Origin of the sequence: Kocuria sp. BT304 (genome assembly GCF_003290245.1) — a bacterium.
Lineage (GTDB): Bacteria > Actinomycetota > Actinomycetes > Actinomycetales > Micrococcaceae > Kocuria > Kocuria rhizophila_A.
Window position 1 is genome coordinate 110652 of record NZ_CP030039.1, and the last position, 23113, is coordinate 133764.

General features: G+C 69.8%; 21 protein-coding genes. 9 read left to right on the top strand and 12 right to left on the bottom strand.

Annotated features, from left to right (window positions below):
- Positions 1 to 58: 58 nt before the first annotated feature.
- Positions 59 to 1474, top strand: a complete 1416-nt coding sequence (locus DNL27_RS00490; RefSeq protein ID WP_112234378.1) for an aspartate aminotransferase family protein — start codon at positions 59 to 61, stop codon at positions 1472 to 1474.
- A gap of 108 nt (positions 1475 to 1582) precedes the next feature.
- Entirely contained in the window at positions 1583 to 2437 is an 855-nt protein-coding gene (locus DNL27_RS00495) for an alpha/beta fold hydrolase (RefSeq protein ID WP_019310398.1), read from the top strand.
- A gap of 9 nt (positions 2438 to 2446) precedes the next feature.
- On the opposite strand, the gene recQ is transcribed toward DNL27_RS00495, so the two are convergent.
- Positions 2447 to 4294 carry a DNA helicase RecQ gene (recQ, locus tag DNL27_RS00500; RefSeq protein WP_112234379.1) on the bottom strand — a complete coding sequence of 616 codons (1848 nt, stop codon included), beginning with the start codon at positions 4292 to 4294 and terminating at the stop codon, positions 2447 to 2449.
- A gap of 505 nt (positions 4295 to 4799) precedes the next feature.
- Here recQ and DNL27_RS00505 point away from each other — a divergent pair.
- Positions 4800 to 5303, top strand: coding sequence for an FBP domain-containing protein (locus DNL27_RS00505; RefSeq protein WP_064845473.1), 504 nt, complete (start codon positions 4800 to 4802; stop codon positions 5301 to 5303).
- A gap of 88 nt (positions 5304 to 5391) precedes the next feature.
- On the opposite strand, the gene DNL27_RS00510 is transcribed toward DNL27_RS00505, so the two are convergent.
- The 11 genes from DNL27_RS00510 to DNL27_RS00560 form a co-directional block, all read right to left on the bottom strand.
- Positions 5392 to 6741: a threonine/serine exporter ThrE family protein gene (locus DNL27_RS00510; protein WP_204360307.1), complete on the bottom strand. Its 1350-nt coding sequence runs from the start codon at positions 6739 to 6741 to the stop codon at positions 5392 to 5394.
- 125 nt (positions 6742 to 6866) lie between these two features.
- The gene (gene dnaB, locus DNL27_RS00515; RefSeq protein ID WP_050738142.1) at positions 6867 to 8174 is read right to left on the bottom strand and encodes a replicative DNA helicase; all 1308 of its coding nucleotides are present in this window, start codon (positions 8172 to 8174) and stop codon (positions 6867 to 6869) included.
- A 261-nt stretch (positions 8175 to 8435) separates the two neighbouring features.
- Positions 8436 to 8780, bottom strand: coding sequence for a hypothetical protein (locus DNL27_RS00520; protein ID WP_112234381.1), 345 nt, complete (start codon positions 8778 to 8780; stop codon positions 8436 to 8438).
- Positions 8781 to 9028: 248 nt separating this feature from the next.
- Complete coding sequence (gene rplI, locus DNL27_RS00525; protein ID WP_112234382.1) at positions 9029 to 9478, bottom strand: 50S ribosomal protein L9; 450 nt, start codon at positions 9476 to 9478, stop codon at positions 9029 to 9031.
- A 20-nt stretch (positions 9479 to 9498) separates the two neighbouring features.
- On the bottom strand, positions 9499 to 9735 hold the full coding sequence (rpsR, locus tag DNL27_RS00530; RefSeq protein ID WP_012399405.1) for a 30S ribosomal protein S18: 237 nt from the start codon (positions 9733 to 9735) through the stop codon (positions 9499 to 9501).
- A 66-nt stretch (positions 9736 to 9801) separates the two neighbouring features.
- Positions 9802 to 10413 (bottom strand): single-stranded DNA-binding protein, encoded by a 612-nt coding sequence (locus DNL27_RS00535; RefSeq protein WP_112234383.1) that lies wholly within the window; start codon positions 10411 to 10413, stop codon positions 9802 to 9804.
- Between the two features lie 121 nt (positions 10414 to 10534).
- Complete coding sequence (gene rpsF, locus DNL27_RS00540) at positions 10535 to 10840, bottom strand: 30S ribosomal protein S6 (protein WP_012399407.1); 306 nt, start codon at positions 10838 to 10840, stop codon at positions 10535 to 10537.
- 130 nt (positions 10841 to 10970) lie between these two features.
- A complete protein-coding gene (locus DNL27_RS00545; RefSeq protein ID WP_204360308.1) occupies positions 10971 to 11390 on the bottom strand; it encodes a TM2 domain-containing protein in 420 nt (139 codons plus the stop codon).
- 49 nt (positions 11391 to 11439) lie between these two features.
- Positions 11440 to 12615, bottom strand: coding sequence for a hypothetical protein (locus DNL27_RS00550; protein WP_112234385.1), 1176 nt, complete (start codon positions 12613 to 12615; stop codon positions 11440 to 11442).
- 15 nt (positions 12616 to 12630) lie between these two features.
- Positions 12631 to 13890: a glycosyltransferase 87 family protein gene (locus tag DNL27_RS00555; RefSeq protein ID WP_112234386.1), complete on the bottom strand. Its 1260-nt coding sequence runs from the start codon at positions 13888 to 13890 to the stop codon at positions 12631 to 12633.
- Between the two features lie 277 nt (positions 13891 to 14167).
- A complete protein-coding gene (locus tag DNL27_RS00560) occupies positions 14168 to 15592 on the bottom strand; it encodes a CCA tRNA nucleotidyltransferase (protein ID WP_172599349.1) in 1425 nt (474 codons plus the stop codon).
- 256 nt (positions 15593 to 15848) lie between these two features.
- On the opposite strand from DNL27_RS00560, the gene DNL27_RS00565 reads away from it, so the two are divergent.
- From DNL27_RS00565 to DNL27_RS00590, 6 genes are all read left to right on the top strand, one after another.
- Positions 15849 to 16349, top strand: coding sequence for an NUDIX hydrolase (locus tag DNL27_RS00565; protein ID WP_041297452.1), 501 nt, complete (start codon positions 15849 to 15851; stop codon positions 16347 to 16349).
- Positions 16350 to 16414: 65 nt separating this feature from the next.
- The gene (gene murJ, locus DNL27_RS00570) at positions 16415 to 18070 is read left to right on the top strand and encodes a murein biosynthesis integral membrane protein MurJ (RefSeq protein ID WP_112234387.1); all 1656 of its coding nucleotides are present in this window, start codon (positions 16415 to 16417) and stop codon (positions 18068 to 18070) included.
- A gap of 65 nt (positions 18071 to 18135) precedes the next feature.
- Complete coding sequence (locus tag DNL27_RS00575; RefSeq protein WP_112234388.1) at positions 18136 to 19944, top strand: hypothetical protein; 1809 nt, start codon at positions 18136 to 18138, stop codon at positions 19942 to 19944.
- A 337-nt stretch (positions 19945 to 20281) separates the two neighbouring features.
- The gene (gene trxB, locus DNL27_RS00580) at positions 20282 to 21310 is read left to right on the top strand and encodes a thioredoxin-disulfide reductase (RefSeq protein WP_112234389.1); all 1029 of its coding nucleotides are present in this window, start codon (positions 20282 to 20284) and stop codon (positions 21308 to 21310) included.
- Between the two features lie 79 nt (positions 21311 to 21389).
- On the top strand, positions 21390 to 21725 hold the full coding sequence (trxA, locus tag DNL27_RS00585; RefSeq protein WP_012399416.1) for a thioredoxin: 336 nt from the start codon (positions 21390 to 21392) through the stop codon (positions 21723 to 21725).
- A 157-nt stretch (positions 21726 to 21882) separates the two neighbouring features.
- Positions 21883 to 23079: a peptidoglycan-binding protein gene (locus tag DNL27_RS00590; protein WP_204360309.1), complete on the top strand. Its 1197-nt coding sequence runs from the start codon at positions 21883 to 21885 to the stop codon at positions 23077 to 23079.
- The last annotated feature ends 34 nt before the right edge of the window (positions 23080 to 23113 follow it).

Genomic DNA, 23113 nt, shown 5'->3' on the forward strand with positions numbered 1-23113 from the left:
CCGGCGCCACCCGCACCGTCCCATCCCTCCGCGCTGCCACGGCGCGCACCGGAAAGAGATGATCATGACCGACACCGTTGCCACCCCCGCCCGCCCGGCGCTCGAGCCCGCCACCCGGGACCCGAAGATCAGCGACGAGCTGCTCGACCAGGGCCGCGAGGCCTACCGCGTGGACCGCGAGCACGTGTTCCACTCGTGGAGCGCGCAGCAGAAGATCACGCCCATGACGGTCGTCAGGGCCGAGGGCTCCCACCTGTGGGACGGCGAGGGGCGCAAGCTCATCGACTTCTCCTCGCAGATGGTCAACACGAACATCGGCCACTCCCACCCGGCCGTGGTCGCAGCCATCCAGGAGCAGGCCGCGAAGATCGCCACCATCGCGCCCTCCCACGCGAACGACGCCCGCTCCGAGGCCGCCCGGCTCATCTGCGAGCTCGCCCCCGCGGGCCTGGACCACGTGTTCTTCACCAACGGCGGCGCGGACGCCGTGGAGCACGCCATCCGCATGGCCCGCATCCACACGGGCAGGCACAAGGTGCTCTCCGCGTACCGCTCCTACCACGGTGGAACGGACCTCGCCGTGAACGTCACGGGTGACACCCGGCGCTTCGACGCGGACCGCTCCAGCGCCGGCGTGGCCCGCTTCCTGCCGCCCTACCTCTACCGCAGCTACTTCCACGCGCAGGACGAGCAGCAGGAGTCCGAGCGCGCCCTGGAGCACCTGGAGCAGGTCATCCAGCTGGAGGGCGCCAAGAACATCGCCGCGATCATCCTGGAGACCGTGCCCGGCACCGCGGGGATCTACGCCCCGCCGCCCGGCTACCTGGCCGGGGTGCGGGAGCTGACCCGCAAGTACGGGCTGCTCATGATCGCCGACGAGGTCATGGCCGGCTTCGGCCGCACCGGGAAATGGTTTGCATTCGAGCACTGGGACGTCACCCCGGACCTCATCACCTTCGCCAAGGGGGTGAACTCCGGGTACGTGCCGCTGGGCGGCGTGGTGATCTCGGACGAGGTCTACGGGACGTTCGCCGAGTACCCGTACCAGGGCGGGCTCACCTACTCCGGGCACCCGCTCGCGTGCGCGGCCGCCGTGGCCACCATCACCGCCATGCGGGACGAGCAGATGGTCGAGAACGCGGAGCGGATCGGCCGGGAGGTCATCGGGCCCCGGCTCGAGCAGATCAAACAGCGCCACCCCTGCGTGGGGGACGTGCGCGGGCTCGGCGCCTTCTGGGCCGTGGAACTCGTGAAGAACCGCGGGACCAAGGAGCCGATGGCCGCCTATGGGGGGACCAGCCCCGAGATGAACGAGCTCGTCGCCGAGTGCAAGCGCCTCGGCATGCTGCCCTTCAACAACTACAACCGCGTGCACGTGGTCCCGCCACTGAACACCCCGGACGACGTCCTGCACCGCGGCCTGGACATCCTCGACCAGGCGCTGGAGCTCACGGACCGGCACGTCACGGACTGACCAGCGTCCTTCCACGGACTCCACGCACGACGACATCGCGGGGCCGCCCGGTGCGGTCCCGCGACGTCGTCTCGCCGAGGCCCACCCACCCCGCACTACTGTGGGCCCATGACACGCATCCAGAACTTCACCCGCCAAGGACTGCGGTTCGACGTTCTCGACCAGGGCCCGGAGGACGGACCGGTCGTGATCCTGCTGCACGGATTCCCGCAGGACGCCCACTGCTGGGACCAGGTGGCGGCCATGCTCAACGCCCGGGGGTTGCGCACCCTGGCCCTGGAGCAGCGCGGCTACTCCCGCGGCGCGCGCCCCCGCAGGGTCGAGGACTACCGCCGGGCGGAACTCTCCGCCGATGCCCTCGCACTCGCGGACGCGGCGGGAGCCGAGCAGTTCCACCTCGTGGGCCACGACTGGGGCGGCGTGCTCGCATGGGACATCGCCCAGCGGTCCCCGGAGCGCGTCACATCCCTCACGGTGCTCTCCACGCCGCACCCCACCGCGCTGGGCCACGCCCTGAAGACACCGGACCAGCTCAAGAAGTCCTGGTACATCGGCATGTTCCAGATCCCCGCGCTCCCGGAACGGCTCCTCGCGGGGAGGATCGGCGGCCTGACCCGCAAGGCCGGGATCCCCGAGGAGACCGCCGAGCGCTACGGCCGGCACTTCGCCACCGCAGAGGACCTGCGGGGTCCCATCGACTGGTACCGGGCGATGTTCCGCAAGGACGGTGTCTCGGGCGTACATGCCACGCAGGGCATCATCACCGTGCCGACCACATTCGTGTGGGGCAACCGCGATCCGGCCCTGGGTCGCACCGCCGCCGAGGAGACGGCGGTCTACGTGCACGCGCCCTACGAGTTCGTGGAGCTCGACGCCGGCCACTGGCTCCCTGACCTCGAGGCCGCGGCCGTGGTGGAGGCGATCACGAAGCGCGTGACGTCGACGGGTTCCGCCGCCGCATAACCGCCCCTCTCACCCCGCGGAGCTCAGCACCTCCAGGACCGCATCCCCGTACTCCTCGAGCTTCTTGGCGCCCACGCCGCTGACCCCGCTGAGCTGCGCCGTGGATGCCGGTGCGGCCTCCACGATCCCCACCAGGGTGGCGTCCGAGAACACCATGTAGGGCGGGATCTGCTTCTCCTTGGCCACGGAGGTCCGCCACTCGCGCAGCGTCTCGAAGACGTCCTTGTCCGCCGCCGCGAGGGTGTCTGCGGCCCGCGAGCGCCCGCTGCCCCCGTTGCTGCGGGCGCGTCCGTTCGCGCGCGCCGTCGGCGCCCTGTCCACCGCCAGCTCCAGGGTGCCCTCGCCGCGCAGCACGGGACCCGCCTCCGGCCCGGGAACCAGCACACCGAAGTCACCCACGGCTTCCACCACGCGGCGGGCCAGCAGCTGCCGCAGCACGGACCGCCACTCCCGCTCGGAGAGGTCCTGCCCGATCCCCCACACGCTCAGCTCCTGGTGGCGCGACGCCTCCGTGCGCTCGTTGTTGCGACCCAGCAGGATGTCGAAGACCTTGCCGGAGCCGAACTGCTCACCGCGTTCGCGCTGCAGCCTGATGAGGGTGGACAGAAGTTTCTGGGCGGGCACGGTGGCGTCCCAGACCTTGGGCGGGTTCAGGCACGTGTCGCAGTTGCCGCACGGCTCGGAATCCTGGCCGAAGTACCGCAGCAGCTGTACGCGGCGGCAGTCCGTGGTCTCGCACAGGGCGAGCATGGCGTCCAGGTGCGAGCGCGCATTGCGTTTGTGCAGGTCAGATCCGTCCCCCTGGTCGATCATGCGCCGCTGATTGACCACGTCCCCCAGGCCGTACGCCATCCATGCCGTGGCGGGCATGCCGTCGCGCCCGGCACGGCCGGTCTCCTGGTAGTACCCCTCGATGCTCTTGGGCAGGTCCAGGTGGGCCACGAAGCGCACGTCCGGCTTGTCGATCCCCATGCCGAACGCGATCGTGGCGACGACGACGATCCCCTCCTCCCGAAGGAACCGCACCTGGGTCTCGTGGCGCACCGCGGCGTCGAGACCCGCGTGGTAGGGCATGGCGTCGACCCCGCGGGCGCTGAGCCACGCGGCAGTGGACTCCACGCTCTTGCGGGACATGCAGTAGACGATGCCCGCCTCCCCCGGGTGCTCCGACTGGATGAGCCGCAGCAGCTGGTCCTTGGCACGGTCCTTCGGCTCTATCCGGTACTGGATGTTGGGGCGGTCGAAGTTAGAGACGAAGTGCCGCGCGTTCTCCATGCGCAGCCGCTCGGTGATCTCCTGGTGGGTGGCCCGCGTGGCGGTCGCGGTGAGTGCGATGCGGGGGACGTCCGGGAAGGCGTCCGCAAGCACGGACAGCCCCATGTAGTCGGGGCGGAAGTCATGCCCCCACTGGGAGACGCAGTGCGCCTCGTCGATCGCGAACAGGGCGATCGGCGAGCGCTTCAGCAGGGCGATGGTGCGCGACAGGATGAGCCGTTCGGGGGCCATGTAGAGCAGGTCGATCTCGCCGGCGCCGAGCTGCCGTTCGACCTCCTGGGCCTCGTAGGGCTCCAGGGTGGAGTTGAGGAAGGCCGCGCGGATGCCCACGGCTTCGAGCGCGGCCACCTGGTCCGCCATGAGCGCGATCAGCGGAGAGACCACCACACCCGTGCCCTCCCGCAGCAGCGCGGGGATCTGGTAGCACAGGGACTTGCCGCCGCCGGTGGGCATCAGCACCACGGCGTCCCCGCCACCCACCACCTGGTCGATGATCTCCGCCTGCTCACCGCGGAAGGCGTCGTACCCGAAGACCTCCTGCAGAACGCCCAGGGGTGTGGTGGCAGTGGCGGTGGAAGTCATGCCTCCAGGGTAGGTGCTGAGCACTGGAGCTCAGGGCGCGGGGAGTCCAGGTGTGCAGGACGTCTCAGCGGTGAATGATCGTCGGGGGCAGGCCCGGCCCATGGAACCGCAATGGGTGATGGTGGCTCGCGGGATGTCGGCCAGCGGTGGTGGGGAACCCGTCGGTGGATCTAAACTGTCCCCGTACGTTTTCGAGATCCACAGCCGTGGAGGGACGAGGCTTTCGTGCGTCAGGGGGTTGCCGGCTTCTTCAACGCCGGCACTAGACAGCGCTGACCGGACGCGGCGGGTGAAGACCACCCCGTCGTGCGCTTTCACCCACCCCTTTCCACCTCCCCGAGGCGACCGCGCTCCACGAGCGCGCCGAACGCCGTCGCCCTCCCGCAGCACGCGGCACGACGACGCCGCCCGCACCCACCGCACTCCTTGGCACCCGGGTGCCCGCGCGCCGTCCTGACCCACACGTGGCAGGCAGGGGGAGACCATCCTCGAAAGACCAAAGAACATGAATACGCATACAGAAACCGAGATCCGCAAGAGCTTCGTCAACTGCTCCAAGGGCGCTGCGCAGCGCATCAACATCCCGCAGGACGTGCTCCACGGGGACTGGGAGTCCCAGATCTTCCTGGGCTGGTACGACCCGAAGTCACCGCGGGCGGGCTACGTCGTCGTCGAGACCGAGCACGGGCTGCGCGGGCTGGTGCTCGAGAAGAGCGCGCAGAAGGCGAGCGGTGGCGCACGTATGTGTCAGATCTGCCTGACGTTGCACCCGGCCAGCGGCGTCTCACTGGTGTCGATCCAGCGTTCCAAGACCGCGAAGGACCGCTACAACTCCGTGGGCACCTACGTGTGCTCGAACCTGGCGTGCAGCGACTACACGCTGGGGCGCCGCAAGCCCGAGGGCATCCGGCAGATGGAGGAGACCATGAGCCCGGAGGAGCGCGCCGATCGCGCGCTCGCCAACATGCGCGGGCTCGTGGAGCGCGTGGCCGAGGCCATGGGGAAGTAGCGGCCTCCGCGGCGGGGCGGACGCGGGCAGGACCCACCTCGCCGCCAAGCGCGCAGCGCGGACCGCCCCAGCTTGATCTGTGCCCGCGTCAGCTGGTGAAGGGCTTGGAGAAGATGGGAACCATGATGTCGCTGAAGTTCTCCTCGTTCGCCATCTCGCGGCGGAACTTCTGGCCCGGGTGGTGACGCACGAACTGGCGACGCCGCCCGGCCCAGAGGATCTCGGACGCCACGTACTGCCCGAGCATGCCGCCCATGCACAGGCAGAACGCGGTGATGGCAGCCTCGAGGACGTTCTCCCCGGCGTCTTCGAGGCCGAAGATCACGCCCAGGACACCCTGGTAGACGAGCATTCCCGGGAACAGCGGGAGCAGGACGACCATGAGCGTGGCGTTCGAGGCCAGGTTCAGGGCGCGGGTGAGGGTGACGCTCAGGATGCCCGCGACGATCGAGGCGATCAGAATGGCACCGAAGGAGCTGATGCCCAGAGAGGTGATGGCCAGGACGCCCAGCTGCACCAGACCGCCGAAGAGTCCGAGGGACGCCAGCTTCCACCCACGACCACCCGAGGCGAGCGCGAAACCGGCGGAGACCACGGCGGCACCGAGGACGGTGAGGGCCCAGCGGGAGTCGTCCATCTGCAGCGTCTCGATGTAGTCCACGGAGTCCCCCACGAGCGGCCGCATGGCGTGGATCCCGATGGTCACACCGGCCACCAGACCGGCAGTGCTCGTGATGGCCTCGAAGATGCGCCCGGAGGCGGAGACGTACCACCCGGTGATGACGTCGTGCACCGCACCGTACGCGGCGATCCCCGCGAGCCACGCGGCCAGCGCGGCCACGACGCACACGGCCGTCTGGGTGATGTCGAAGAGGACCCCCGCCACGGTCGCCCCCAGCACCGCCATCAACCCCCCGGCCGCGAGGCTGAAGACCTCCGGGGCCTTGATCCGCTGCACGAGGGCGTAGACGCCGTACACGATCGCGGAGACGATCGCGGCCGTGATGGCGGTGGGCCAGCTTCCGCCCAGGATGAGGGCGAACCCGACACCGAACATCGCGAAACCGGTCATCGTCAGACGGTGGCCGATGTGCCGTGACTCCGCGAGGATCTCGTCCATGCGCTGGATGCCCTCCTCCGCGGAGATGCGTCCGAGCACGAAGTCCTCCAGCACCTGGCCGGTGTCCGTGCGCAGCTCGATGTCCAGGGTCCCGGGCTGGGACTCGAACACGCGAGTGCTCGGCGCCTCGTCCGGCGCATTCTGGTGGCTGATGGTCACCTGCCCCAGGCCCACGCTCACCGTGACGTCCCGCAGGTCCGTCTTGCGAAAGATCGACAGCACGGACTTGGTGGTGTTGGCGGACCCGGCCCCGCTGCGGATCAGGGCGTCCGCAATCTGGAAGGCGAGTTTGTAAGCAGCCTGTTCAGTGGTGAGCACCAACAAAGCGTAGTGGGACGGGCCGGTTACGAGCGAGGTGGGTGCGATCCCAGGGGGTGGGAGGTTGGACGCAAGGCGCAGCTCGGCTCGCCCACAGCGCAGCACAAGACGGGGAGCTGAAGACTTTAGAACCCCTCCAGCGCCATGTTCGCGAACCGTGAGTAGTGGCCCTGGAACGCCACCACGATGGTCTTCGTGGGACCGTTGCGGTGCTTGGCCACGATCACGTCCGCCTCACCCGCGCGCGGCGACTCCTTGTCGTAGACGTCCTCGCGGTGCAGCAGGATGACCATGTCCGCATCCTGCTCGATTGACCCCGATTCACGCAGATCACTCACCTGCGGCTTCTTGTCCTGGCGCTGCTCCGCGCCTCGGTTCAGCTGGGACAGCGCCACCACGGGCACGTCCAGCTCCTTGGCGAGCAGCTTGAGGGCACGGGAGAACTCGGAGACCTCCTGCTGGCGGGACTCCACCTTCTTGCCGGAGCTCATGAGCTGCAGGTAGTCCAGGACCACGAGCTTGAGGTCGTGCTTCTGCTTGAGCCGGCGGCACTTGGCGCGGATCTCCATGAGAGACATGTTCGGGGAGTCGTCGATGAACAGGGGCGCCTCATTCATCTTGCCCATGATCTGCGCGATCTTCGCCCACTGGTCGTCCTGCAGGGTGCCCGCCCGGAGGTCCTGCATGTTGAGGGTGCCCTCCGCGGAGAGCAGGCGCATGGCGATCTCGTTGCGGCTCATCTCCAGGGAGAAGATCACCGAGGTCATCCCGTGCTTGATGGAGGCCGAACGGGCGATGTCGAGGGCGAGCGTGGACTTGCCCATGGCGGGGCGCGCGGCGATCACGATCATCTGCCCGCCCTGGAACCCGTGGGTCAGCTCGTCCAGTTCCAGGAACCCCGTGGGAACACCCTGCATGCCCGAGCGGCTGCCCGCGGCCTCGATCTCGTCCACGGTGGCTTCCATGACGTCCTTGAGCGGGACGTAGTCCTCCGCGGTGCGGCGTTCGGCCACCTGGTAGATCTCGCCCTGGGCCTCGTTGACGATGTCATCCACTTCACCGTCCTGCGCGTAGCCCAGCTGCACGATCTTGGTGCCGGCCTCCACGAGCCGCCGCAGCACAGCGCGCTCACGCACGATCTCCGCGTAGAAGCCGGCGTTGGCCGCCGTGGGCACCGAGGCGATCAGCGAGTGGAGGTAGGCGATCCCGCCGATCCGCTCGATCTCCCCATTCTTGGTGAGCTCGTCCCCCACGGTGATGGCGTCCGCGGGCTCCCCGCGCCCGTAGAGGGAGACGACGGCGTCGTAGATGTTCTCGTGCGCGGGCTTGTAGAAGTCCACGCCCCGCAGCACTTCCACCACGTCCGCGATGGCGTCCTTGGAGAGCATCATCCCGCCCAGCACCGACTGCTCGGCCTGGTTGTCGTGCGGCATGGTGCGGCCGTAGTCCTCGCGGGACCCGGAGGTGTAGTCCGACACCCTCACTCACTTTCTGTCAGGGGAGGCACCCCGATCCCCGGGGCACCGGTCCCATTCTGGCACCACCCTCCGACCCTCACCGCAGGTCCCGGCAACGGCCCACGACACTCGTCACGCCTGTGGAAAACCCTGTGGGCAACGTGTGGAACACGCCACGCAGCACTGTGCACAGTGTGTGGACAGAGCTGTGGACAACCAACGGATCCTGTGGGCTGCTCAGCTCAGCAGGGCCAGGGCCACGAGCCAGAGGAGCGGCGAGCACAGGATCGCCAGGACCAGCACCAGGATGTAGCGCCCTCGCAGTGCCGGGAACGCCACGACCCCGGCCACCCCGATCACGGCGGCCACCAGGGAGGCGATCACGCTCAGCACGAGTCCCGCCAGCAGCACCCCCATCGCGGCCTGGGCGCTGAACGAGTTGCCCGCCAGGAACGCCCCGAGGAAGCACCCCACGGTGAGCACCACGCACCCCAGCCCCGCCCAGAAGAGCCGTCGGCCAGTGGTGGATCGTGCTGAGGTCCCTCGACCGGTGCCCGGCCGGCTCGTGCTCGCGGAGATCATGGTCCGATCCTCCCACGACGCGCTGCGGAGTCACTGGGCGGCCCCGGGTGTGGACGAGCCCCGGAGGCCAGCCCCGGGGCTCGACAGGATGAACGTGGCGTGGGTGTGCAAGAACCCCGTGGAACATCGGTTCCACGGGGTTCCCACGAATCGTCCGACCATCCGCCGTGCACGCCGCCGTCTCGCCCGCGGTCACGGGCACCCGGTGGACGCTCCACGCACCGCGCTGCGGTGGTGGGGCACGGTGATCAGGCGGGGACGACCTCGAACTCGACGTTCGCGTTGACGTCCTCGTGCAGGTGGACCACGGCCTGGTACACGCCAGTGGTCTTGATGTGCTGGGTCAGGTCCACGCGACGCTTGTCGATGGAACCCAGACCGGCGTTCTCCACCGCGGAAGCGATGTCGCCGGCACGTACCGTGCCGAACAGACGACCCTCAGCACCGGCCGTGACCGGAACGGTCAGCGTGGTGGAGGTCAGCTTGGCGGCGAGAGCCTGGGCGTCCTCGAGGGAGGACAGCTCACGGGCCGCACGAGCCTGCTTGATGGATTCGATCTGCTTCTCGGCGCCACGGCTCCACGGGGTGGCGAAGCCGCGGGGGAACAGGAAGTTACGGGCGTAGCCGTTCTTCACGTCCACCACGTCGCCTGCGGAACCGAGCCCGGAGACTTCCTGGGTCAAAATGATCTTTGCCATGAATTCTCAGTCCTCTCTGATCAGCGGCCGGCGCCGGAGTAGGGCAGCAGTGCCACTTCGCGAGCGTTCTTGATCGCCTGGGCGATCTTGCGCTGCTCCTGGACGGACACGCCGGTCACGCGGCGAGCGCGGATCTTGCCGCGATCGGAGATGAACTTGCGCAGCAGAGCGACGTCCTTGTAGTCGATCTCGGTGACGTCGGCCGCCTTGAGCGGGTTCTGCTTCGGTTTCGGCTTGCGGATCTCAGCCTTGGCCATCGTGGTGCTCCTTTTCTGGTGCGGAGCCCGCAGGCGGGCCTGCGGGATGGGGTTGATTGGTTGTGTTTAGAAGGGGGGCTCGTCCTCGGAGTCGGCACCCCAGTCGTAGTTCCCGCCGGAGGACTGACCCCAGGGGTCTCCTGCCTGCTGCGGTCGCTGCTGGCCACCACGGCTGCCCTGGTTCCCGTTGAACCCGCCGCCCTGGTTGCCACCCTGATTGAAGCCGCCGCCCTGGGAGTCGTTGAATCCTCCCTGGCCGCCGCCCTGGCCTCCACCGAAGCCCTGGTTCCCGCCGTAGGAGTTGCCTCCGCCGCGCGAGTTCCGGTTGATCTTGGCGGTCGCGTACTTCATGGAGGGGCCGATCTCGTCCACTTCCAGCTCGGTGCTGGTGCGGCGCTCCCCTTCTTTGGTCTCGTACGAGCGTGCCTTGAGGCGGCCCTGCACGATCACGCGAGTGCCCTTGGTGAGGGACTCGGCGACGTTCTCGGCGGCCTCACGCCACACCGAGCAACGCATGAAGAGGGTTTCCTGGTCCTTCCACTCGTTGCTCTGCCGGTCGAAGGCGCGCGGGGTGGACGCAACGGTGAAGTTGGCCACCGCGGCTCCGGACGGCGTGAAGCGCAGCTCGGGGTCTGCGGTCAGATTTCCGATCACGGTGATGACGGTGTCGCCAGCCATGTGAACCTCCGGATGTGTGGACGCTGGATGCGAGACTCAGTGGGTTGACAAGCATCTCACGGGGCCCGTAGGACCCTCGCGGGAGCATGTGGTGTGCAGTCCGGATGGACGGCACGTCACCTCACTTGCCGTGGATCTTCTGCTCTTCCGGGCGGATGATCTTGGTACGCATCACGGCCTCGTTGAGGCTCAGCACGCGGTCCAGTTCCTTGGCGGTCTGCGGCTCGGCGGTGAAGTTCACCACGGCGTAGATGCCCTCGGACTTCTTCTGGATCTCGTAGGCCAGGCGACGACGGCCCCAGATGTCGAGCTTGTCGACGGTGCCGTTCTCCTTGGTGACGACCTCGAGGAACTTCTTGAGGGTCGGCTCGACGGCGCGCTCCTCCACCTCGGGGTTGAGGATGACCATCAGTTCGTATTCACGCATGTAAAGAACCCACCTCCTTCGGGCTAAGCGGCTGCGGTCCTTCCGCAGCAGGAGGTTCTGTGCGTTTGTCGGTGCCGGCACACGTTCGACGCACGGCACACAGACTTGCCCACTTTACTACAGCGGGGGCTCAGTAGCCACTCACGCGGCGGGACAGCCGGGCGTTGAGCGTGGCCACGCGCAGCGGGATCACGAAGATGTCGATCAGCAGCAGCAGCCACAGCGGGAACAGCAGGAACCAGCCGATGAGGATCCCGGTGGTCAGCCACCCGATGACACCCAGGGTCAGGTAGATCAGACCCTGGAAGGGTTGCGCGAGGTAGAACTTGTGGATCCCCAGCTGCCCCAGGAAGAACCACAGCACGTAGGCCAGCAGCGTGGACTTGCCGCCCACCACGTTCACGTTGACCACACCGCCGGAGGGGCCCTGCTGACCCCACTGGGTGGCGCCGCCGGCCGGGCCGAACGGTGCTCCCTGCCGATGGCCCCCGACTGCGCCGTCCCGCGGCGGCAGGGGCTGCGCCCGGTAGTACTCGGGTTCCTCGGCCATGTCGACCTCCTGTTCTCTCCCCGGCTGCCGTGATGCAGCCATCTCGATTCTAGGAGGGCCGGGCACCTGCCGTCCGGTGGCTCTGCGCTGGGCGCAGCCGCACGTCGACGTTCGCGTGCTCGCCCGTGGTCCGCGCCGTGGCCTCGATGTCGAAGAACACGGGGCGGCTGAGCCTCTGCCCGTTCTGCAGCCACGTGACGGTGGCCTCGGCCCTGCGGAACTGCGCGGCGTGGAACGCCAGCGGATCGTTCGCATCCTGGTCGAGCAGCAGCGCCGGGCGCGCCTTCAGCTCCCACTGCACGTTCGACACCCCCGGAGGCAGCTTCCCGCTCGCCGCTGACCCGCCGCTCACGGAACTCCCGGTGGAGGACGACGCCTCCCGCTCCAGTTCCCGGGGCAGCGGGCACTCGGCCGCGTCGAAGCGCAGCACGTTGCGGCACCGACCCACGGCCTCCTGCACAGCGCGGTCCACGGCCCGCCACAGCCGCGGGGAGGGCGTGAACGTGACCCGTTTGCTCGCAGGTCTCGGCGCGTCCAATGATATGAACGCTGACGCATGTTGGCTGGCCATGAGGTACGAGTCCTCCGGCAGGGCGACGTCGTACCGGCCGGGGAGCCCCTCGAAGCGCCACGTGCGCTCGGGCGAACCGGGTGCGGCCCCCTCCGTGCCGATGGTGCTGGCCTCCTCCGGGCGCACCTTCTGGCCGTTGACGGACAGTGCGTCCACGGCCGCGGGCAGCCGGACCGCCACGGTGGCGTTGTCCCGCTCGCGCAGCTGCCACGAGTCGTTGAACGGCCCCCAGGCGGTGACACGGTGCACGGTGTACCCGCGCCGCACCGTGGAGCCGTCCCCGAGGGCCACCTCCACGTCCACGCGTGCGCGGTCCCTGGACACGCGGGTGTCCACGACCTCGTGGTGGACAGGCCGGTCCGCAGCCGCCCGGTAGGCCGAGTTTCCCAGGATCTGGTGCAGCTCGGGATCCCCCGCCACGCGCAGGGGCGCCATCACCTGACGGGAGCTTCCCCCCTCCAGGTACCGCAGGTAGGTGTCCACGGGAGCCGCGGGATCCCGCGCCACGAGCACGTAGTTGGCTGCGGTGGACCACGCCGTCACGGCCACCACCACGAACGCGAGCACCAGGGCGAGGGGCAGCCGCAGGGCGCGCATCGGGGGCAGGTCGAGACGGTGGACGATCCGCGGATCGCGCGCTGGGGGAGGCGCCACGGTTCACTCAGCCCGTCACTGGACGGCCGAGGCGCCCAGAGCGGCGGCCTTGCGGCCCCGGAACATGTCCACGACCACGGCCACCACCAGGTAGACGAGGAACAGGTAGCGCACCACGGCCAGCAGGTCCTGCGCGTTCCACCCGAACTCCTGGATCCACGGCAGCGTGGGCCACGCCGAGGCGGGCAGCACCACGGTGGCCCAGTAGAGCATCTCCACCACCTGCCACAGGGCGAACTCCACCCAGTTGCGGCGGCACAGGATCACGAGCGGCACGAGCCACACCACGTAGCCCAGCGAGTACTCCTTGGCCAGCAGGATGTAGAGCGCGAGCAGCAGGAACGTCACCTGCACCACGGAGGGCTCCCGCTTGCTCAGCAGCGAGATCAGCAGCACGAACACCAGGGCCAGGACCATGCTCAGCAGCACGAACTGGCCACCGTCCCCCGCGCCCAGCGACACCCCGGTGCGCGGTTCCACGGTGGAGCTCCACACGTTCCACAGGGAGGGCTTGGACGTGCCCGAACGGAGCATGTCGTTGAACTGCGCGAGCCACCGGTCCCACGCGGTGATCATGTAGGTGCCGTTGATCACCGCCCACGCGAACACCGCCCACAGCAGCGCCGAGACGATGTCCTTGAGGAAGCGGTGCCGCGCCGCCATGATCAGAATGGCCACCAGCACCACCACGGGGAAGAACGCCACGGACGCCCCGAAGCCCACCATGATGCCCGCGACCGCGGGATTGCCCCGCACGTAGCCGAGCAGCGCCAGCATCATGAACAGCACAGCCCACAGGTCCCAGCTCTGGAACCCCACCAGCACGATCACCGGTGACAGCGCCATCACCAGCGCGTCCGCGCGCCGGTTGCCGCTCAGCGAGGACACCACGCCCACGATGGCGAGCCACACCAGGGCCAGCAGCACCACGGAGAGGTCCAGGTAGAAGCCCTTGCCCACGTCCAGCCCCATGAGCGCGGACAGGTTGGAGGCGAACCACCCGATGATGGTGGTGATCATGCCCACCAGCACGGGCTGGTCCCCGGTGGGCCCGCCCGTGAAGAACCCTCCCGCGACGTCCGAGGAGTGCACCCCGAGGTCCCCGGAGTCGATCACGGTGGCGCACAGCTGCGGCACCTGCTGCGCCATGTTCCAGTCCGGCACGTGGCACGGGATCCGGATCAGGTAGGCCATCATCACCGTGTAGAGCCCGACGCCCAGCAGCATCAGACCGGCGCTGCCTCCGGCTCTGTTGCGCGCACCTTCGAGGCTCATGCGGGTCTCCTGGGACGTGGACGGGAATCGAGCACCAGTGTTCCACGGGTGCGCGCACGGAGGGCGTCATGGCGCGTCACGAGCGCGACGCGTCCACGGCCCGGGCCGCTCGGCCGCCCCGCCGCGAGCACACCGGGTCCGGGCCGCCCCTTCGCGGGCGCACCGGGTCCGGGCCCGCCGCGTCACCACGGTTCAGGCGTCCGCCCGCCCGGTCGCCGACGCACCACCCGCCGCCGGGCACTCCGGGGTGGCGGTCGTCGGCCGGTGGAACCCGGGGTCAGGAGTCGATGATCCCCTTCTCCCGCGCCCACCGCAGCAGCCGCTCCCGGGCGACGTCCTCCCCCACGGCGCCCTCGTCCAGCCGCATCTCCAGCAGGAAGGCGTAGGCCCGCCCCACCTGGGGTCCCGGCGGGATGCCCAGGATCTCCATGATCTGCTGACCGTCCAGCTCGGGCCGCACGGCCTGGAGCTGCTCCTGCTCGGCGAGCTGGGCGATGCGCCGTTCGAGCTCGTCGTAGTGCCCCGCCAGGCGGGAGGCCTTGCGGCGGTTGCGCGTGGTCACGTCCGAACGGGTCAGCCGGTGCAGGCGCTCGAGCTCGTCCCCGGCGTCCCGCACGTAGCGGCGCACCGCGGAGTCGGTCCAGTCCGCCTCGCCATATCCGTAGAAGCGCATATGCAGCTCGACGAGCCGCGTGACCTTCTTGACGGTGTCGTTGTCGAAGCGCAGCGCCTTCATGCGCTTGCGGGTGAGCTTGGCGCCCACCACCTCGTGGTGCCGGAAGCTCACCGCCCCGGACGGCTCGAAGCGCCGGGTGGCGGGCTTGCCCACGTCGTGCATCAGGGCGGCGAAGCGCAGCACGAAGTCCGGGGCGGGGACCGGGCCGTCCGGGCCCGTCTCCTTCTCTGCGGCCTGTTCCATGACCGTGAGGGAATGCTGGTAGACGTCCTTGTGGTGGTGCGCCTCGTCCGTCTCCAGCTGCAGCGCCGGGACTTCAGGGAGCACGATCTGCGCGAGCCCGGTGTCCACCATGAGCTCGATGCCCCGCCGCGGGTGGGCACCGCAGACCAGCTTGACCAGCTCCTCCCGCACGCGCTCGGCGGAGACGATCTCGATCCGCTGGGCCATGGCCGTCATGGCCTCCCGCACGGGCTCCGCCACGGTCAGCCCCAGCTGGGACGTGAACCGCGCGGCACGCATCATGCGCAGGGGGTCGTCCGTGAAGGAGTCCTCCGGGGTCCCCGGGGTGCGCAGCACACCGGCGTGCAGGTCCCTGATACCCCCGAACGGATCCACGAGCTCCAGGCCCGGCAGCCGCAGGGCCATGGCGTTGACGGTGAAGTCGCGGCGCCGCAGGTCCTCCGTGAGGTCGTCCCCGAACGCCACGGTGGGCTTGCGGGACCCGGGGTCGTAGGCCTCCGCGCGGTAGGTGGTGACCTCCAGCTGCATCCCCGCCTTGCGCATCCCGATGGTCCCGAAGTCCCGCCCGATCTCCCAGTGCGCGTCCGCCCAGTCGCGGATGACCGCGAGCGTCTGGTCCGGGCTCGCGTCCGTGGTGAAGTCCAGGTCCAGGGCCTCGCGCCCGAGCAGCAGGTCCCGGACCGGCCCTCCCACGAGGGACAGCTCGTGCCCGGCGCGCTCGAAGAGCCGGCCCAGTTCGAGGGAGACGGGATGGAGGGAGGAGGTGTCCAGCAGCTGCGTCATGATGCGAGCCATTATCGCATCACCGCACCCACGGGACGGGCCCGGGGAAGGCGGCGTGCGGCGTCGTCGTCGTGTCCTGCGGCCCTCCCCGCGAGCGCCGCGAGAGCTCGGGGACCGGGGGCTGCGCGCCGGCGGGGTCGGTGTGGCGCACCGGGTCCGGCGTGGCGGGCGCGCCGGGGTGCGCCCGCACGGTACCGCCGCCCGGACGCCCCACCCCGTCAGGGAGTGCCAGGGGAATGTGGCTAAGGTAGACGGCATGGCTTTCCCCGTACCCAGCGCGCCCAAGAGGCGGCCGAACCAACCGGTCTCCGCGCTGCCCACGGTGGAAGAGGTCTCGGCCGGTGGGATCGTGGTCAATCTGTCCGACCCCACGCATCCGGTGGCCATCATCGCTCGCATCAACCGCGGCGGGAGGCTCGAATGGTGCCTGCCCAAGGGTCATCCCGAGGGCGAGGAGACCAATCAGGAAGCCGCCGTGCGGGAGATCGAGGAGGAAACCGGGATCATGGGCCGGGTGCTCTCCCCGCTGGGCAGCATCGACTACTGGTTCACCGTCTCCGGGCACCGCGTGCACAAGACCGTCCACCACTTCCTGCTGGAGGCCACCGGCGGGCACCTGACCACGGAGAACGATCCCGACCACGAGGCCGTAGACGTCGCGTGGTCCGGGATCGACGACCTCGGCCGCAAGCTGTCCTTCCCCAATGAACGGCGCATCGCCGACATCGCCCGGGAATACATCATCCACCAGTTGTAGGGTGTCCCGTTCGAACCGTTCCGCGCCGCGGGCGGTCCCACCCCTCGTGCAGGAGGCCTTGTTCGATGCAGAAGTCCGGGGCGCGCGCCAGCGCCGTCATGGCCTCCGGGACGCTGGTGTCCCGGATCCTGGGTTTCGTCAAGACCTTCCTCATCACGGTGGCCATCGGCTCCGCGGCCACCATGGCGGACGTGTTCCAGCTGGCCAACACGCTGCCCAACCTGATCTACGTGCTGATCGCCGGCGGCGTGTTCAACGCGGTACTGGTCCCGCAGATCATCAAGGCCTCGAAGGCCGAGGACGAGGGCGCGGACTACATCTCCCGGCTCATCACGCTCGCGGTGATCGCGCTGCTGGTGATCACCGGTGCGGTGCTGCTGTGCGTGGGGCCCATCATGCGGCTCATGGGTCCGGGCTGGTCCGACGCGCAGCTGGCCATGGGCACGATGTTCGCGGTGATCACCTTCCCGCAGATCTTCTTCTACGGCCTCTACACCGTGGTGGGCCAGGTGCTCAACGCCAAGGGCGCGTTCGGCGCGTACATGTGGGCTCCGGTGCTCAACAACGTGATCGCGATCGCGGCACTGCTGATGTTCATCTACCAGTTCGGCCCGTTCCGCACCCACCCGCACTCGCTGGAGAACTGGACGTCCGCGCAGACCTTCTGGCTCGTGGGCATGGCCACGGTGGGCGTGGCCGCGCAGGCGTTCGTGCTGTTCTGGCCCCTCGCCCGGCTGGGGCTGCGCATCCGCCCGCGCTTCGGCTGGCGCGGCATCGGACTGTCCACGGCGGGGCGCCTGGGCGGGTGGACCCTGGCCACGGGTGTGATCGCCAACCTCGCGTTCATGGCCCTGTACCGCACCGCCGCCATCCCCACGGGTGCGCGCTCCGACGCTCCCGCGGGCCCGGGCGGTCCGGCGCCCATCGCGGGCACGGCCGTGCTGGACCAGGCCACGATGCTCTACGCCCTGCCCCACGGGGTGATCGGGCTGTCCATCGCCACCGTGCTGTTCAACCGCATGGCGGCCGCGGCGGCGGAGAAGGACCGTGAGTCCCTCGTGGCCTCCCTGTCCTCGAGCCTGCGGGTCACGGGGGTGGCCACGGTGTTCTGCATGATCGCGCTCATCGTCTACGCGGGGCCGCTGGGGATGCTGTTCTCGGGCGGCGTGCCAGCGGCGGGCGCCGTGATCGGCCAGGTGATCACCGTGATCGCCATCGGCGCGCCGTTCATGTCCACCGCGTTCATGCTGGGCCGGGCGTTCTACGCGCAGGAGGACGCCCGCACCCCGTTCATGGTGCAGCTCGCGGTGTCCGTGTTCACGGTGCTCGGCGCGGTACTCATCGCCCGCCTCCTCCCGCCCGAGCAGATGGTCTTCGCGATCGCCGCGTGCTACGCGGTGCAGAACATCCTGGCCACCGTGGTCTACCACTACGCCCTGAAACGGCGGATCGGGGACTACGGGCTGTCCCGCATCGTGGGCTCGCACGCCCGCATCCTGGCGGCGTCGCTGGTCTCCGGTGCCGTGGGCGCCGCGGTGCTGTGGCTCATGGGCGGGTACGCCACGGACGGGTTCCCGTGGGGCGGTCAGCTCTCCGCGCTCATCAGCATCGCCGTGGGCGGGGCCGCCATGGCGCTGAGCTACGCGGTGGCCCTGAAGGTGTTCCGGGTGCAGGAGTTCACCGGTCTGGTGGCCCCGCTGAGGGCCAGGCTCGGCCGGTAGACTGCCGGAAATTTCGTTCTCGCGTCCGTGCGACCGCCGCGGCGCCCGAAGCAGAGGGAGCCACCGTGTCCCAGCCCATCGCGCTCGGAGCCATCCTGGGTGGCCGCTACAAGGTCAGCGCCTCCTTGCTGAGCACCGCGGACGACGACCACGTGCTGCAGGGTGAGGACCAGATCCTGCGGCGTCGTGTCTCCATCCTGGTGCCCGCCGCCGCCCACGAGGCCACGGTGGTGGAGAACGCCCGCGCGCTGGCCGCCGGCGCGGGCCACAGCGGCTTCCAGGTGCTGGACATGGGCCAGACCGAGGAGGCTACCTACCTCATCACCTCCTACGCACCGGCCCCGGACCTGCTCGACGCCCTGCTCTTCGCGGACGAGAACGCGGACGACTACTCCCTCTCGGACGACATCTTCGGCAACCCGCGCACCGCGTCCTCCGCCTCGTACATCTACCAGGAGCCCGATCCCACCCAGCCGCAGCTGAGCGTGGCGCCGCGCGAGGAGGGCCAGCCCCCGACCGAGCCCGCCGTGACCCGCTGGGAGGCCTCGGACTACGACGACTACGACTCCGCCCCCGCCGCCCCCTCCGTGCGCAACAAGCTGGGCCTCGCCCGGAAGGTGCGCCCCGGTGCCGTGCGCTCCACACTGTTCGACCGCGCGGCCTCCCGCGGCGGTTCTGCCGGGGCCACCGTGGCCGCCGGCGCGATCGACCCCACCTACGACGGCGACAACCGCTACGACAGCTACCAGCGCACCGAGGGCAAGCCGGACCGCCTGGACGAGCGTCACGGCGCCTCGCGCACGTCCCCGTCCCCTGACGACGACGCCGCACGCCACTCCCCGGGGTCGGGCACCGTTGGTGCCGAGCACGACGCCGCGGGCCCGGGTGCTCGGACCCCCACCGGTTCCGGCTCCCCGAACACGGCGGACGGAGCGGAGGCGGCCGAGCAGGGCGAGGCCGGTGAACCCACCTCCGCGATGCACGTGGCGGCCGGCGGATCGGATGCGGCGGTCGCCGCCGGTGCCGTAGGAGCGGACGCGGGGAACGGACCCCGGCACCACGGCGATGCGGATCCCGCGGATCGCACTGATGCCGCGGCCCCCGCGGATTCCGTGACGGGTGCCGACACCTCCGCGACGAACCCCACGGACGCGGACCCCGCCAGCCCCGCGGACGGCCCGGACGGTCCTGCGGGCGCCCACCCCGCGGCCCCCGCCGACGAGTCCCGCAAGGGACCCCTGCGGTGGCTGCTCCTCCTGCTCCTGGCCATCGTGCTGATCGCGGCCATCGTGATGGGCTTCCGCGGCCTGGGTGCCCTCACGGGGCAGTTTTCCCAGCAGGGCCCCGCCCAGCAGAACGCGGCACCGGGCGACCCGCAGGGCACACCGGGCTCGTCTGCGGCCCCGAGCGCCTCCGCCGCCCCCGCGATCGACTCCGTCAAGCGTGTGACCGCAGACCCCAACTTCATGGCGGACACGGACGCCACCTTGAATCAGGCCACGGACGGCAACCCCGCCACCTTCTGGCTGAGCTACGGCTTCTCGGACGCCCGGTTCGGCAGCCTCGCGGAGTATGTGGGCCTAGCCGCCCAGCTGAAGGAGCCCGCCACCGCGCAGGAGCTCACCATCCAGCAGGCCAACGGCAGCGGCGGGCAGTTCACGGTGTACGTGGCGGACGAGCCCAGCTTCGAGGGCGCGCAGGAAGTGGGGAAGGGCTCCTTCGCGGGCCCCGAGACCCGCGTGCCCCTCTCGGACGCCGCACGCAGCACCCCGCACCGCTACGTGCTCGTCAAGTGGACCGAGCTGCCGCGGCTCACCAGCCCCATCGGCGGGTACCCGTTCGGGCTGCGGATCGGCGAGATCGGACTCCGCTGAGCGCCCGCCGCCCCGCCCGCCCGTCGGGCCGCGGCCTCCGCACAGCCTGCCGGGCCACCGGCCGAACGTCACACAGGCCTCTCGCACCGGCCTCCCCGGCTCGCCGGACGGCTGCGTGTCCGCCCTACCACCGGCGCGCCCGTCCGTCGGGCCTCGTGGAACGGCGAGCACCGGACGTGGCGAGCCCACCGCGCAGAGGGCGCGGGCGTCGTCGTTCTCCGTGCGGTGGGCCCTGCCCGGGTGCCCCCGGACACCGGAATATCTGAACGTGCTCCCCACGTTCTGACGTGTAGTTGACCTCCGCACACGCGGAGACTCGTGGAAAGGCTTCCTACCAGTGAGCAATCAGTCCGGCATCTTCTCGAATGCTGTGAACCTCGGCGTCACGGGCGTCCCGCAGTCCGCCACCACCCCGGCGGAGCGCTCGGGGGACGACGCCGTGCACGACGTCGTCATCGTGGGTTCCGGCCCCGCGGGGTACACCGCCGCGATCTACACGGCGCGCGCGAACCTCAAGCCCGTGGTGCTGGCCGGCTCCGTGACCGCGGGCGGCGAGCTCATGAACACCACCGAGGTGGAGAACTACCCCGGTTTCATCGACGGCATCATGGGCCCGGAGCTCATGGACAACATGCAGCAGCAGGCCGAGCGGTTCGGCGCGGACATCCGCTACGAGGACGTCGTCTCCGTGGAGCTCGAGGGCGAGGTCAAGACCGTCACCCTCGAGGACGGCACGGTGCTGCGGGCGCGCGCGGTGATCATCTCCACCGGTTCCGAGTACCGCAAGCTGGGCCTCGAGGATGAGGAGCGGCTCTCAGGCCACGGCGTCTCGTGGTGCGCCACGTGCGACGGCTTCTTCTTCAAGGGCCAGGACATCGCGGTGGTGGGCGGCGGCGACTCCGCGATCGAGGAGGCGACCTTCCTGACCAAATTCGCGGACAAGGTCACTCTGATCCACCGCCGGGACCAGTTCCGCGCCTCGGACATCATGAAGCAGCGGGCCCTGGACGATCCCAAGATTGAGATCCTGTGGAACACCCGGGTCACGGGTATCCGCGGCGAGAACAAGGTGGAGTCCCTGGCCCTGGAGGACACCGTGACCGGAGAGAGCTCCGAGCTGGCGGTGACCGGCCTGTTCGTGGCCATCGGCTCCGACCCGCGCGTGGGCCTCGTCAAGGACCAGCTGGAGCTCACGGTGGACAACACCATCGCCGTGGACGGCCGCTCCTCCACCACGTCCCTGCCCGGCGTGTTCGCCGCCGGGGATGTCGTGGACCCCACCTACCGCCAGGCCATCACGGCGGCAGGCTCCGGGTGCGTGGCCGCAGTGGACGTGGAGCACTACCTCGCCGCCCTAGACAGCTGACCCCCGCCCCCAACACTCCCCGCACGCACGGCACCGGCCGAGGGCCCGTGCCGTGCGGCACCGACGAAAGGACACAGTCATGAGCGCAGCAAAGGACGTCACCGACGCCACCTTCCAGGCCGAGGTGCTGGAGAACTCCAAGCCCACCATCGTGGACTTCTGGGCCGAGTGGTGCGGCCCGTGCCGGCAGCTGGGCCCCGTGCTCGACGCCCTGGCCGCCGAGCACGCCGAGCAGGTGGACGTGGTCAAGGTCAACGTGGACGACAACCCCGCCATCGCCTCGCAGTACGGCATCACGTCCATCCCCGCGGTCTACCTCTTCGCCAACGGCGAGGTGGCCAAGACCTCGATCGGCGCGAAGCCCAAGTCCGCCCTGGAGAAGGAGTTCGCGGAGTACCTCACCCCCTCCGCGTGACACCCCCTGCCCGGGCCCGCACCGTACCTCCGGTACGCGGGCCCGGGTTTTCTCTGAGACGATGCACTGCAGACCGAACACCCGCCCGTGCGGGCCCATCGACCACAGGGAGATCCACGTGCCGCACCCCACTCCCGGAGCCGCCCTCCGCCACGGTATGACCGATCGACGTGTCGCGGGGCTCAGGGAGCGTCTCGTCCGCGCGGGAGCGGACGACGCCGCCCTGTCGCCCGACGCGGCCACGGACCCGACCGTGTTCGACCACCGCGTGGACGGTGCGGTGCGCGGGTTCCAGCAGCGCAAGGGACTCATCGTGGACGGCGTGGTGGGGCCGGACACCGAGGCCGCCCTCAACGACGCTCAGTACGCCCTGGGCGACCGGCCCCTCTCGCACCAGCGGGACACCCCCATGCGCGGGGACGACGTCGAGGAGCTGCAGAACAACCTGTCCCTGTTGGGTTTCTACTACGGACACCTGGACGGCACCTTCGCCAGGCAGACGGAGTACGCCGTCAAGGAGCTGCAGAGCAGCCTGGGTGTTCCGGAGGACGGCGTGGTGGGTCTGGACACCCTCACCGGACTCGCGCGGGTCAGCAAGAAGATCACCACGTCCAAGGCCTTCTCCCTGCGCGACCACCGGCGGCTGCAGTCCCTCCACGAGGCGCTGCGCGGACGCGAGGTGATCCTCGTGCCGTCCTCGGGCACCTCACCCACCGAGCCCCACGGGGCGCCGGACAGCTTCGGTCCCGAGCAGGACGCGATCACCCGGGACGTCGCCCTGCGGGCCCACGACCTGCTCTCGACCGTGGGGGCGGTCCCCGTCCTGGTGGACGCTGTGCTCGCGGGCCCCGACGCAGAGGCAGCAGGGCAGCACGGGCAAGCGGCTGACCGCCTCTTCCTGTCCAGCTACGCCGACGCCATCACGGCACACCCCGGGGCTTTGGTGCTGTGCCTGCAGTGTGACTGGAACACCTCCCCCCAGGCCCAGGGCGTGGCGACGTTCTACTGGGGGGATCCTGTCACGGGTCAGTCCTACGCCCCCATTGGGCACGCGGCCTCCGACATGGTCCTGCGAGAGCTGGTGGCCCGTACCGGGGCCCAGGACCTCGGAAGCCACGCCCGTCAGTGGAGCGGCCTGCGCACCACCGGCGCGGCGGCCGCCTGGGTCGACCTGGGTTACCTCTCGCACGAGGCCGAGGCGGCCAAGCTGCACGATTCGACCTACAGGGCTCGGCTCGCGGAGGCCCTGCTGTGCGGACTGCAGCGCATGCTCGTCCGCACTCCGGAGTCAACGGCCACGGGCACGATGAGTCTCGCCGACATCCAGGCCTACTACAGGGAGAACCACTCCTGACGGCCCCTGGGTGAGAACCGGGTCTCATGAAGCC